This window comes from Streptomyces vulcanius (assembly GCF_042653945.1).
In the GTDB taxonomy this organism is placed as follows: Bacteria; Actinomycetota; Actinomycetes; order Streptomycetales; family Streptomycetaceae; genus Streptomyces; species Streptomyces mangrovi.
In genome coordinates this window covers 69,675-82,028 of the sequence record NZ_JBHSFK010000051.1, presented here as the reverse complement: position 1 = coordinate 82,028, position 12,354 = coordinate 69,675, and the positions used below count along the sequence as shown (strand labels likewise).

The window sequence follows — 12,354 nt, the reverse complement described above, 5'->3', positions numbered from 1 at the left end:
CGCCCAGGGCGGCGCCGATGCCGGCGATCTCGTCCTCGGCCTGGAAGGTGCGGACGCCGAAGTTCTTGTGGCGGCTGAGTTCGTGGAGGATGTCGGAGGCCGGGGTGATCGGGTACGAGCCCAGGAACAGCGGCAGGTCGGCCTGGCGGGAGGCGGCGATCAGGCCGTAGGACAGGGCCAGGTTCCCGGAGATGTTGCGGTAGACACCGGGCGGGAACGCGGTGGCGGCCGGAGCGACCTCGTAGCTGACGGCGAAGTCCTCGGTCGTCTCGCCGAAGTTCCAGCCGGCGCGGAACGCGGCCAGGTTCGCCTCGGCGATCTCCGGCTTCTTCGCGAACTTGGCCTTCAGGAACCTCTCCGTGCCCTCGGTCGGCCGGTGGTACATCCAGCTCAGCAGGCCCAGCGCGAACATGTTCTTGCTGCGCTCGGCCTCCTTTCGGGTGAGGGTGAACGCCTTCAGCGCCTCGACGGTGAGCGTCGTCAGCGGCACGGGATGGAGGCGGAACCCGTCGAGGGAGCCGTCCTCCAGGGGCGAGCGGTCGTAGCCGACCTTCTGCAGGGCGCGTTTGGTGAACTCGTCGGTGTTGACGATGATCTCCGCGCCGCGGGGCAGATCGCCGATGTTGGCCTTCAGCGCCGCCGGGTTCATCGCGACCAGCACATCGGGGGCGTCACCCGGCGTGAGGATGTCGTGGTCGGCGAAGTGCAGCTGGAAGGAGGAGACACCGGGGAGGGTGCCGGCGGGGGCACGGATCTCGGCCGGGAAGTTCGGGAGCGTGGAGAGGTCGTTGCCGAACGACGCCGTCTCCGAGGTGAAGCGGTCACCGGTGAGCTGCATACCGTCACCCGAGTCCCCGGCGAACCTGATGACCACCCGGTCGAGGCGGCGGACGTCCTTGGCGCGTGCCTCGGCCACTTCGATGTCCACGGTGTCTACCGTCACGTGAGTCGTCCCCTCTGGCTCTGCGAGCGCTTACCGGGCGCGACGCTAGGCGGGCCGACTTGAGGCGGGCCAAAGTCCCCGGGGTTCAGCACCGGTTCAGTGGTTCTCCAGACGGGCTCGGGACGCTTTTTTCGACCGTCGGACCCGCCTCGATCCAGGAGCACACCGTGAACCCCTCAGGTCCCGCCTCCCGCCGTACCGTCCTCAGACTCGCCACCGCCGGTGTCGTCGGCGGCGCGCTCGCCGCCGCCCCACTGCCGGCGTTCGCACAGTCCGGCCGGTCCGGCCGTTGTGCCCTCCCCGGCACCCTCACCGTCGACGCGCCGGGTGTGTACCCCGAGGGCGTCGCCTGGGACCCGACGCGCAAGGCGTTCCTCGTGGGGTCGAGCGCGCAGGGCACCGTCTCGGTGGTCCGGGCGGACGGCTCGGTCACTCCGCTGGTCGCCCCGTTCGCCCAGGTCTCGGTACTCGGCATCACCGTGGACGCGCCCCGCCGCCGGATCCTGGCCGCCTACACCGACTACTTCTTCCGGCTGATGGGCATCGTGGACCCGTCGACACCCCCGGTCTCCGGCGTCGGCGTCTTCGACCTGGCCACCGGTGCCGTGCGCCACCTGGTCGACCTCACCGACGGGCAGCAGCTGCCGCGCGCCAACGACGTCACCGTCGGCCACGACGGCACCATCCACGTCACCGACACCGGGATCGACACGGTCAGCACGGTCAGCCGCGACGGCCGGCTGCTGCACATCATCCGCGACGACCGTTTCCTCACCGACGACACCGGCCCGAACGGGATCGCCCACCACCCGGGCGGTTTCCTCCTCATGGGCAAGTACGACGGCGGCCGGCTCTTCCGCATCGACCGCCCCTGCTCCTCCCGGCCGAAGGTCAGCGAGGTCCGCCTGGACCGCGCGCCGGCCTCCATCGACGGCATCGCGCTGCGCGCCGACGGCTCGCTCGTCGTAGCCTCCAACGACCTCTCGCTGTCCGGTGGCCGGCAGAGCCGGGACTCGGTCGTCGTGCTGAAGTCCACCGACGGCTGGCGCACCGCCCGCACGGTCTCGGACCAGACCTGGCCGGTCGAGGACCCCACGACGATCGCCGTCACCCCGTACGGCGACTACGTCGTCAGCGGCGGGCTCCGGGAGATCCTCACCGGCGTTCCGTCCGCCACCCCCGGCCAGTTCCACCTGCGCCGCCGCTGAGATCCCCCCACCTCCACCCACCCGGGAGTCCCCCATGCCGCCCGTACCGACCCATGACACCCCGCCCCCCGAAACCGCCCCGCCCCGCGGTCTGTTCACCGCCCTCGCCCGGCTGACCGGTGGCCGGCCCCGGCTGCTGCTCGCGTTCACCGTGCTGCTGCTGGCCGGTGCCGTCGTCCTGGGGGGCGGGGTCGCCGACCGGCTGCGCAGCGGCGGCAGCGGCGGGGTGCTCGACCCCGGTTCCGAGTCCGCGTACGCCGCCGACGTGCTGGAGAAGGAGTTCCCCGGCGCCCGCCCCAACCTCGTCCTGCTGGTCAGGAGCGACAGGAGTGACACGGACGTCGACGACGCCGAAGTCGCTCGGCAGGGCCGGGCGCTGGCCGCCCGCCTCGCCGACGAGAAGGGCGTCACCGGCGTCTCCTCCTACTGGGACACCGGCGCCGACGCCCTGCGTTCGAAGGACGGCCGCGAAGCCCTGGTGGTCGCCCGGCTCACCGGTGACGAGAAGGCCGCCGACCGCACTCTGGAGAACCGCGTCGCCAAGGAGTTCGACGGCAGGCAGGGCGAGCTCACGGTCCGGATCGGCGGCAGTGTCGCGGTCGAGCACGAGCAGCAGACCCTGATCAAGGAGGACCTGCTGCGGGCCGAGGCCATCGCGCTGCCGATCACCCTGCTCATCCTGGTCATCGTGTTCGGCAGCGCGGTCGCCGCGCTGCTCCCGGTGGGCATCGGCGTGATCGCGATCCTCGGCACCAACGCGGTGCTGCGCGTCCTGACCTCCTTCACCGACGTCTCCGTCTTCGCCACCAACCTCACCACCGCCCTCGGCCTCGGCCTCGCCATCGACTACGCCCTGCTGATCGTGCGCCGCCACCGCGAGGAACTCGCGAACGGCCGCGACACCCGGCAGGCCCTCGCGGTCACCCTCAACACCGCCGGGCGGACCGTGCTGTTCTCGGCCGCCACGGTCGCCGTGTCGCTCGCCGCGATGCTCGTCTTCCCGCTGTACTTCCTGCGCTCCCTCGCCTACGCCGGGATCAGCGTCGTCGTCCTCGCCGCCGCGGCGGCCCTGCTGGTGCTGCCCGCGCTGCTCGCCGTACTCGGCCCGCGGATCGACGCCTGGGACGTACGGAAACTGTTCCGGCGTTCGCGGGAGAACCGGGATCCCGCGGCGGACGGGGCCGGCTGGGGCCGGCTGGCCGGGTGGGTGATGCGGCGGGCACCGCTGGTCGCCACCGGCACCCTCGGCGTTCTGCTGCTGCTCGGCGCGCCCTTCCTGAACGTCGACTTCGGCACCGCCGACTACCGGCAGCTGCCCACCTCCGCCGAGCCCCGGGTGGTCCAGCAGCACATCCGGGACGGCTTCCAGGGCAGCCCCACCGGAGCGGTCGAGGTGGTCACCCGGCAGGCGAGCGCCACGCAACTGGGCATGTACGCCGCCGAGTTGTCCCGGCTGCCCGGTGTGGTGCGGGTCGACGCGCCGACCGGCAGTTACACCGGCGGCGCCACCAGCGGGCCCGCGCTGCCCGGCCGTACGGCGGGCGGGACGTCGTATCTGACCGTCGTGCCCGGGGTGGAGGCCGTCTCCGACGCGGGCAAGGAGCTGGTGCGCGACGTACGGGCGGTGGACGCGGACTTCCCGACGTACACCTCGGGCACGACCGCCGCCCTGATCGACAGCCAGGCGGCCATCGGGCGCGGACTGCCGTGGGCCGTGGGGATCATCGTGCTCGCCACCCTGGTCCTGGTGTTCCTGCTCACCGGCAGCGTGCTGCTGCCCGTGCAGGCCGTGCTGCTCAACGCGCTGAGCCTGACCGCGATGCTGGGGGCGGTGGTGTGGGTGTTCCAGGACGGCAACCTGTCGGACTTCCTGGGCTTCACCCCCACCGGCAGCATCGAGACGGCCCTGCCCGTGCTGATGTTCTGCCTCGCCTTCGGACTCTCCATGGACTACGGCGTCTTCCTGCTCTCCCGGATCAAGGAGGAGCGGGAGCGCACGCTCGACCACCGGACCGCCGTGGTGGAGGGCATCCGCAGCACGGGCGGAGTCATCACGGCCGCCGCGCTGGTGCTGTCCGTCGTCATGGTGGCCATCGGTACGTCCCGGATCACCAACACCAAGATGCTCGGGCTGGGCGTGGCGCTGGCCGTCCTCATGGACGCCATGGTCATCCGCACCCTGCTCGTGCCCGCGGTACTGGCCCTCACCGGCAGGGCGACCTGGTGGGCGCCGGGTCCGCTGCGGCGGCTGCACGAGCGGTTCGGCATCAGCGAGGGCGGATCCGCGCGGCCCGTTCCGGCGGATGCGGATGCGGAGGCAGAGGCGCGGCGCACGGCCGAGGCGGTGCACGCGCCCGGCTGACCGAGCCGCACAGCAGCACACCGCACAGCGGCGCCAGAGCGCGGGAGGACCTCCGAAGGGTCCTCCCGCTTTCGCTTTGCCGGGCCGCAAGTCCCCGTCGTTAGCGTCCGGAGCACGGCGCCAGGCGGACGCCGGACCCGCCTCACCACACAGCTCCAGCAAGGGGGAACAGCCCGATGACATCCACTCAACCGGCCCTCGACACGGTCGTCGTCGACTACGGGGGCGTGCTGACGAACCCGCTCGTGGAGACCTTCGCCGCCTTCGCCGAACTGGCCGGGATCGACGCCGGCGACCTCGCCCAGGCGTTCCTCGCGGCGACCGAGCGGCACGGCGAGACCCCGATGGCCGCGCTGGAGACCGGCGCGATCACCGAACGGCAGATGGTGGACCGGATCCTGGCGGAGCTCCCCGAGGGCGCGGGCCGGATCCTGGCGGACGGGCGGAGCTTCGGGGAACTGTGGTTCCGCGGCAGGCGGCCCAACGAGCGGTTCGTCGCCTTCCTGCGCGCCCTGCGCCGCGACGGCTACCGGCTCGCGCTGCTCACCAACAACGTCCGCGAGTGGGAGCCGCTGTGGCGCGCCCAGCTCCCGGTCGACGAGCTCTTCGACGTCGTCGTCGACTCGCACCGGGAGGGTGTGCGCAAGCCCGACCCGGCCGTCTACCGGATCCTGCTCGACCGGCTCGGCGGTATCGCCGCCCGGCGCTGCATGTTCGTCGACGACACCGACGAGAACTGCCGGGCCGCCGCCGGACTCGGCTTCCGCGCGGTGCGGTTCGCCGACACCGACAGCGCGATCCGTGAGATCTCGGGACTGCTGCACCGCCCTGTCGCGGTGGCCGCCGGGGGTGGGCTGCGATGACCGGGCCGATACCGCCGGTACTGATCGTCGGGGCCGGCCCGACCGGCCTCACGGCCGCGTGTGTGCTGTGGGACCTCGGGGTGCCCTGCCGGGTCGTCGACCGGCGCCCGGGTCCCGGGATCGCGCCCAAGGGGCTGGTGCTGTGGAGCGGCGCGCTGGAGTGCCTGGACCGCGTCGGCGTCGCCGCCCGGCTCGCCTCCTCCGCGCTGCCGCTGGCCGGGGCGTCGTACTGGTCCAAGGGCCGACGCCTCGCCGTGGCCCGCTTCGGCGGGCTGACCGGCACCGCGTTCCCCGGCCCGCTGTGCGTACCGCAGCCGGTCACCGAACGCGCCCTGCACGCCCGGCTGACCGAGCTCGGCGGCACGGTCGAGTGGGAGACCGAGGCGACGGCGGTGACCGTGGAGCGGGCGGGCGCGTCCGGTACGGCCGAGTCGGTGACCGTGACGCTGCGTTCGGCGGCGGGCGGCGGCGAGGAGACCGTGACCGTGCCCTGGCTGGTCGCCTCCGACGGAGCCCGCAGCATGATCCGGGACAGCGTCGGCATCCCCTTCGAGGGGCACACCTTCGACCGTACGTTCCTCATCGGCGACGGTCTGCTGGCGGGCGCGGGCGCCGAGGCCGAGGTGCAGCACCACATCACCCCGGACGGGGTGCTGGTGATCGTCCCGCAGCCCGACGGCCACCGGGTCTTCTTCGACATCGAGCCGGAGGACGGCGACGACCGTACGGAGGCGCCCTCGGAGGAGTTGCTCCAGCGGCTCCTCGACGAGCGCGGTCCGGGCGGGCTGCGGCTGCACGGCACCTGGTGGACCAGCCGCTTCCGGGTGCACGCCAAGGTCGCCCCGCGCTTCCGGGCGGGCCCGGTCCTGCTGGCGGGCGACGCGGTGCACGCCCACACCACGGCCGGCGGCCAGGGACTCAACACCGGTATCCAGGACGGCTACGACCTCGGCTGGAAGCTCGCGAGCGTGGTGCGCGGCTGTGACCCGGCCCTGCTCGACAGCTTCGAGGCGGAACGCCGGCCGGCGTCCGTGCGGGCGGTCGCGAACGGCGACCAGCAGACCCGGATGTGGCTGCTGCGCAGCCCGGCGGCGCGGTTCGTGCGGGACAACGTGATGCGGCTGCTGTCCGCCACCGGCCTGCTGGAGCGGAAGGCGCTCCCGCTGCTCGCCCAGCTCGACCTCGACCACTCCGCGAGCCCGGCGGTCACCGATCTCGACGGCGCCCGTGCGGTTCCGCGCGCCCTGCGCCTCGGGCGCCGCGCCCCCGACGCGGCCCTCACCCCGGTCCAGGGCACGACGGCCCGGTCCCTCCACGCCCATCTCTCGGACGGCCGTCACACCCTCCTGATCCACGGCGACCACACGGCGGGCGCCCTGGCGGCCCACGCCGCGGCGACGGTCCGTACCCGGGGCACGGCAGACGCGATACGCATCCTGTGGCTCCAGCCAACAGACCCCGCCCCGGGCCCGGCCTCGACCTCGGGCCCTGCCCCGGCCCCCGACGTGGCGTCCGATCCGGCCGTGCATCGCGGGCTCGGGTGGGCCGTGGCCCGGGAGCGGGGGGTCGCGTTCGGCGGCGCGGGCGCGGGTGCGGGGTTGCCGTGGTGTGTGTATCTGCGGCCGGACGGGGTCGTCGCGGCCCGCTCGGGGGCGGCCGGTCTCGACGCGCTCCTCGATCTGCTGCCGTCCCGGCCACCGCACCCGGCCCCGGTACCGGCTGCCCGCTCCTGAGCCCCGGCCCCGGGCCGGCTGCCCGTTCCTGGGCTCCGGCTCGGTGTGGGCTGCCCGTTGCTGAGCCCTGTCCCTGTCCCGGTGCCGTCCGCCCGCTTCTGAGCCCCGGCTCCGTGTTGGCCGCCTGTTCCTGAGCTCTGACCCCGTGTTGGCGGCTCGCTGCTGAGCCCCGCCCTGTGGCGGCCGTTCCTGAGCCCTGTCCCGGTGCCGGCCGCCGGCCTCTTAGCCCTGGCGCTGAGCCGGCTGTCCGCTCCCGGGCTCCGGCTCCGTGCCGGCCGCCTGTTGCCGCGCTTTCATCAGTTCTCTTCGGAAGGACCAACCCTCGCCATGACCATCTCCACCACCGCCTCCGCCGAGCCCGTCCCGGCCGTCGAGGTCGAGTTGAGCTACGAGGCGACCGTGCCGCGGGCCCTGGTGCACCGGGCCTCGATCGCCGAGGTGTTCGTCACCGACTCCGCCGCGACCGGCGAGGACACCTTCGTGGTCGCCGCGCAGCTCCCGCGTGGCCATCTCATCGGGGAGAACTCCCCGTTGTACGACTTCACCCTGCTGGTGGAGGTGGTGCGGCAGGCCGGCGTGCTGGTCGCCCACCGGCACCTCGGGGTGGACCTGGAGTCCGCGTTCATCTTCCGCGACCTCAAGCTCCGTACCACCGCCTTCGAGCCGCTGCGCATCGGCCCCCGGCCGGCCGACGCCCGGGTCTCGGTGGGGGTGCGGGTCCGGCGCAACCGGGCGGGCCGGGTGCAGGGGTTCACCTTCACCGGCGACATCACGGTCGACGGCCGGTCCGCCCTGCGGGGCGAGGGCGGGCTGCTCATCCTCTCCAAGGCCGCCTACCTGGCGATGCGCGGCAGACGGCCGATGCCCGACCACCCGGGCTTCCTGCTGCCCCGCTTCACCGTGGCCGCGCCGTCCGCCGTCGGCCGGCGCGACGCCCGCAACGTCTTCGTCACCGAGCCCGTCACCGACGGCGAACCGGGGCGGTTCTCCTGCCAGCTGGTGGTGGACACCAGCCATCCGCACGTCTTCGACCACCCGCTGGACCATGTGCCGGGCCACCTCCAGATGGAGGCCGCGCGGCAGCTCGCCATCGCCTCCGTGGCACGGCTGCACGGACTGGACCCGTACAGCCTGTCGGTCGCCTCCATCGAGACCGACTTCACCGACTACGCCGAACTGGACCGCATCACCAGCCTTCGGGCCACGGTGGACGGATTCCGGTCGGACGAGGAACTGGGCTCCTTCACCACCCCCGTCGCGGTGGAAGCCGTACAGGAGAGGACCGTCACCACGGCGATGCGCCTTGAAGTGGCACAGTGGAGCTGATAGCGGATTTGAACTTTCAACGAAGATCGCTGTGAGTCTCCCGTGCAAAGCGACGGTCAAGTAGTCTTTCCGTCAAATCGATCGGCCTGACCAACCGAGCCCGATGGGGGACCTTTTGATACGCATCCTGCTCGCCGAGGACATGCACATGGTCCGCGGGGCGCTGGTGGCCCTGCTGTCCCTGGAGGGCGATCTGAAGGTGGTGTCCGAGGTCGAGCGGGGTGACCGGATCGTCGGCGCCGCGCTGGAGTGCCTGCCCGACATCGCCGTCATCGACGTCGACCTGCCCGGTCTCGACGGACTGAGCGCCGCGGCCCTGCTGGCTGAGCAACTGCCGTCGTGCCGCACGCTGATCCTCACCAGCCTCGGCCGGCCGGGCACCCTCCGCAAGGCGCTCGCGGCGCACGTGGGGGGCTTCCTTCTCAAGGACGCGCCGCCCGACCGGCTGGCCGACGCGGTGCGGGACGTCGTCGCGGGCAAGCGGGTCATCGACCCGCAGCTGGCGCTCGCGGCCTTCGACAACGGCGAGAACCCCCTGACCCCGCGGGAGACGGAGGTGCTGCGGATGGCCGCGGACGGCGCGGAGGCCGCGGAGATCGCGGGCCGGCTGTTCCTGTCGGTCGGCACCGTCCGCAACTACCTGACGACCGTGGTCACCAAGCTCAACGCCCGCAACCGCGTCGACGCGATCCGCGTGGCGAGGGACAGCGGCTGGCTGTGACACACCGCCGTCCCGGCGGTGTCGCCGGGACGGTGCGAGAAGGGTGTCAGCCGGTGCCGTTGGCCGGGTGGCGGAGGGGGGCCACGGCGCGGAGGGCGAACCAGCCCGCCTCGTCCAGGCCCGAGGAGAGCCGGCCGCCGATCTGGGACAGCCGGAACTGGAGATTGCCCAGGCCGCTGCCGTTCGAGGCGTCCGAGAGAGCGTCTCCGACCTGCTGGACCCCGTCGTTGGCGATGGTGAGGACCAGTTCGCCGGTGTCGCTGATCCAGCTCTCGATCCGGCAGTTCTCCGCCTTGCTGTGCCGCAGCAGGTTGGTGATGCCCTCCCGCAGCACGGTGGCCATGATGGTGTCCACGTCGCCCTCGGCGGGCTCGCCGCGGAAGTCCGCCGTCACCTGTATCCCGGCCGCCTCCAGCACCGCCTGCGCCGACACCGCCTCCGTGGTCAGCGACATGTCCCGGTAGCCGCGGGCGACGGTACGGACGTCGGACAGCGCCTGCCGGGAGATGTCGAGGATGCTCCTCAGCTCGTCCAGGGCGCGCTCGGGGTCCGCGGAGACGAGCCGGCAGGCCAGTTCGCTCTTGAGGGTCACCGCCGACAGGCTGTAGCCGAGCAGGTCGTGCAGGTCCCGGGCGAACCGCAGACGTTCCTGTGTGACGGCCAGCCGGGCCAGTTCCGCCTGCGCCGCGTGCACCTCGCCCACCAGCTGGGCCAGCCGGTTGAGGCCGTACACGATCAGTCCGGTCAGCACGGTGGAGACGGCGATGTACACCGAGCCGCTGGCGTTCATGCCCAGCAGCGGGCCGGTGGCCCAGGCCACCGCGGCGACGAGTCCGAACAGCGGCCAGGCCACCTTCGGCCGCAGCACCAGCAGCAGCGAGGCACCCAGGAAGCCGGCCATGCCGCCCCACCCGAACCCCAGGGCGAGCAGCGGGAGATACGTCAGCAGCGCCTGGAGGGTGAGGGTCCACCGGTACCAGCGCGTCCGGAACTCCCGCAGCCGTTCGGCCGTGTGCACGAGCTGGAGGAGGAAGACGGCGACGAAGCCGAGCGCCGACGCGGCGAGGGTGAGGGCGCCCGGTCTCCCGTCCAGGATGTTCAGGAAGCCGATCAGGACGAAGCCGCACTCCACGATCAGCACGACGCCCAGGGCGAGTTGGGGCGGCGGGGCGTTGACGCCCAGTGCGCGCACCGCTGCCGAGAGGCCCGGGCCTCCGCCGACGGGACCCAACTCCCGTAAGGGATTGTCGGTGGATCTTCGTGGACGCGGCACGGCTTCCCCCATGAACGCCCCTTACGCAAACGTAGCCAAAGGAGTGCTCAGTGTATGCGGGGTACTTGAAACTCAAGCAATGGGTGCATGACTCACGGACTAATTGCGTGGGTCTGGCGAGGATTTGGTGATGACATGGGCGGAATGCCAAGCACGAAGCCGCCGACGCTCGGCTCGGTCCGCCAGTCCGTGCCGGTGGTGCGGGCGGCCAGCTCGATGTCGCCGCTGCCCAGGGCGCAGGAGGCCAGGCCCATCGCGGTGCCGATCAGGTACAGGTTCTGCGTCACCGCGCCGACGTGCTTGAGGGTCAGGGCGTAGGGCAGGCCGCTGTACTTCCACGACAGGCGGTGGATGCGCGAGGTGATGGTGATGACCACGGAGGGCGGGTCGGCCAGGCCGGCGGTGATCTGCGCCTCGGCGAACAGCTCCGACACGGACGAGCCGGCGGCGCCCGCCTCGCCGTCGTCGAGGTGCACCAGGCAGTGCTCCAGCGGGGCGTAGTAGTGGGTGCCGGTGGGGACGCCCGCGCAGTCCCGGACGGTGAGGTAGAACTCGAGCTCGTAGGCGCGCCCGCCGCTGGGGTAGGGGCGGTCGGTGTACGCCTCGTTGTGCTCGCCCTTGTCGCGCGGCTCGTACAGGTCGCGGATGCGCACCGCCCGGTACAGGAACTCGCCCAGCACGGCGGCCGTGAGCCGGGTCGGGCCGTACGAGCGGATGCTGTGGCGCTTCTCCACCACCTCGGTCAGCGGCGGATCACCGGCCGCCACCTCGCTGAGCGAGGGCCGGGGCAGCGCCAGCCGCGGCCCGTCCGGCAGCGGCTTCACGGCCGGGGCGGGACCCATGCGGTCCGCGAGCGGATACGTCGCCCCGAAGTCGGCGTCGTGCCGCCCCAGCGTGGACCGTGAGTGAAAGAGCAGATCGACGGCGGACCAGGACAGCAGCGCGGGGTCGTGGTCCTCGGCGAACACCGGGACGGCGGCAGTGCGCTTCGCCCGGGCAGCCTCCTCGGCCGCCTTCCTCGCCGAGACCAGCACATCGGCAACACTCCTCCCCGCCGTTGTGTCACCACAGTCGTCCATCGCGCCGTCCCCGGACGTCTCGCCGCACTCGTCCGACGCGGTGCCCCCGGCCGACGTGGCGGTCCGGGCCGGCGTGGTGTCGCTCGTCGGCGCGGTGTCCCCGTGTGAGGTCGGCTCCCCGGGGGCGGGTTCCGCTGCGATGGCCAGGCCCGTGGCCAGGAGGTGGCTGGTGATGCCCAGGATGGCTGTGGCGGGGAGGGGGACGGTGGCCGCCATGTCCGCCACCGTGACCGGGCGGCCGAGCATGCCGATCACCCAGGCCGCCTCCGGGCCGTGCAGCACCACCCGGTACAGCGCCGCCGGGGACTCCAGGACGAAGTCATCGCCCTCGGTGCGCAGGAACGCGAAGCGGGACAGCCGTACCGGACGGTGCCGGTCGGCCGCGACCGGCGCGTACCGGGCCGACTGGGCGATCGGGATGACGGACATGAGGAGGTGGTCGGAACCCTCGATGGTCAGCGAGCGCACGACCAGGTGCTGGAGCCGGTGCAGCATCATCAGGATCTCGGCGTCCGGCCCCAGGGCGGTCGGACAGGTGGCCGTGCGCCCCCCGGGGGAGGAGGGGCGCACGGCACGCTCGGCCACCGCCTCGGTGACCACGTTGGCCAGCGAGATCGGCCCGAGGCTCATCCGGCGCAGGGCCTCCCGCACCGCGGGGCCCGCCTGGTGCAGCCGGACCTCCCCCCACCGGCCGGACAGCACCACGGGACTGGCCGGGCAGGCCATGTCCACCAGGACGTCCTCACGGAGCGACCAGAGGCCGACACAGCGACTCTCGGTCGGTGCGGTCACGGCGGTGCTGCTGGGCCTCTCGGCGGACATGGCGGACTCCTGAGTAATGCTCGA

General features: G+C 72.6%; 9 protein-coding genes. 6 read left to right on the top strand and 3 right to left on the bottom strand.

Annotation, left to right across the window (positions count from 1 at the left end; translation table 11 throughout):
- A partial coding sequence (locus tag ACFPIH_RS48325; protein ID WP_381173341.1) for a 2-oxoacid:acceptor oxidoreductase family protein occupies positions 1–943 on the bottom strand: 943 nt, incomplete at its 3' end.
- Positions 944–1,110: 167 nt separating this feature from the next.
- Between ACFPIH_RS48325 and ACFPIH_RS48320 the strand changes: the two genes are divergently transcribed.
- From ACFPIH_RS48320 to ACFPIH_RS48295, 6 genes are all read left to right on the top strand, one after another.
- Positions 1,111–2,151 (top strand): SMP-30/gluconolactonase/LRE family protein, encoded by a 1,041-nt coding sequence (locus tag ACFPIH_RS48320; RefSeq protein ID WP_381173339.1) that lies wholly within the window; start codon positions 1,111–1,113, stop codon positions 2,149–2,151.
- Between the two features lie 34 nt (positions 2,152–2,185).
- On the top strand, positions 2,186–4,513 hold the full coding sequence (locus ACFPIH_RS48315) for an MMPL family transporter (protein WP_381173337.1): 2,328 nt from the start codon (positions 2,186–2,188) through the stop codon (positions 4,511–4,513).
- A gap of 176 nt (positions 4,514–4,689) precedes the next feature.
- Positions 4,690–5,376 carry an HAD family hydrolase gene (locus tag ACFPIH_RS48310; RefSeq protein ID WP_381173335.1) on the top strand — a complete coding sequence of 229 codons (687 nt, stop codon included), beginning with the start codon at positions 4,690–4,692 and terminating at the stop codon, positions 5,374–5,376.
- A complete protein-coding gene (locus tag ACFPIH_RS48305; protein ID WP_381173333.1) occupies positions 5,373–7,109 on the top strand; it encodes an FAD-dependent monooxygenase in 1,737 nt (578 codons plus the stop codon). Before ACFPIH_RS48310 ends, ACFPIH_RS48305 begins: the two co-directional genes overlap by 4 nt.
- Positions 7,110–7,436: 327 nt before the next feature.
- Entirely contained in the window at positions 7,437–8,435 is a 999-nt protein-coding gene (locus tag ACFPIH_RS48300) for a ScbA/BarX family gamma-butyrolactone biosynthesis protein (RefSeq protein WP_381173331.1), read from the top strand.
- 103 nt (positions 8,436–8,538) lie between these two features.
- Positions 8,539–9,156: a response regulator transcription factor gene (locus tag ACFPIH_RS48295; protein ID WP_381173329.1), complete on the top strand. Its 618-nt coding sequence runs from the start codon at positions 8,539–8,541 to the stop codon at positions 9,154–9,156.
- 46 nt (positions 9,157–9,202) lie between these two features.
- Here ACFPIH_RS48295 and ACFPIH_RS48290 read toward each other — a convergent pair whose 3' ends face one another.
- Positions 9,203–10,441, bottom strand: a complete 1,239-nt coding sequence (locus ACFPIH_RS48290; RefSeq protein ID WP_381173326.1) for a sensor histidine kinase — start codon at positions 10,439–10,441, stop codon at positions 9,203–9,205.
- Between the two features lie 80 nt (positions 10,442–10,521).
- Entirely contained in the window at positions 10,522–12,330 is a 1,809-nt protein-coding gene (locus tag ACFPIH_RS48285; RefSeq protein ID WP_381173323.1) for a SagB/ThcOx family dehydrogenase, read from the bottom strand.
- Between the last annotated feature and the right edge of the window lie 24 nt (positions 12,331–12,354).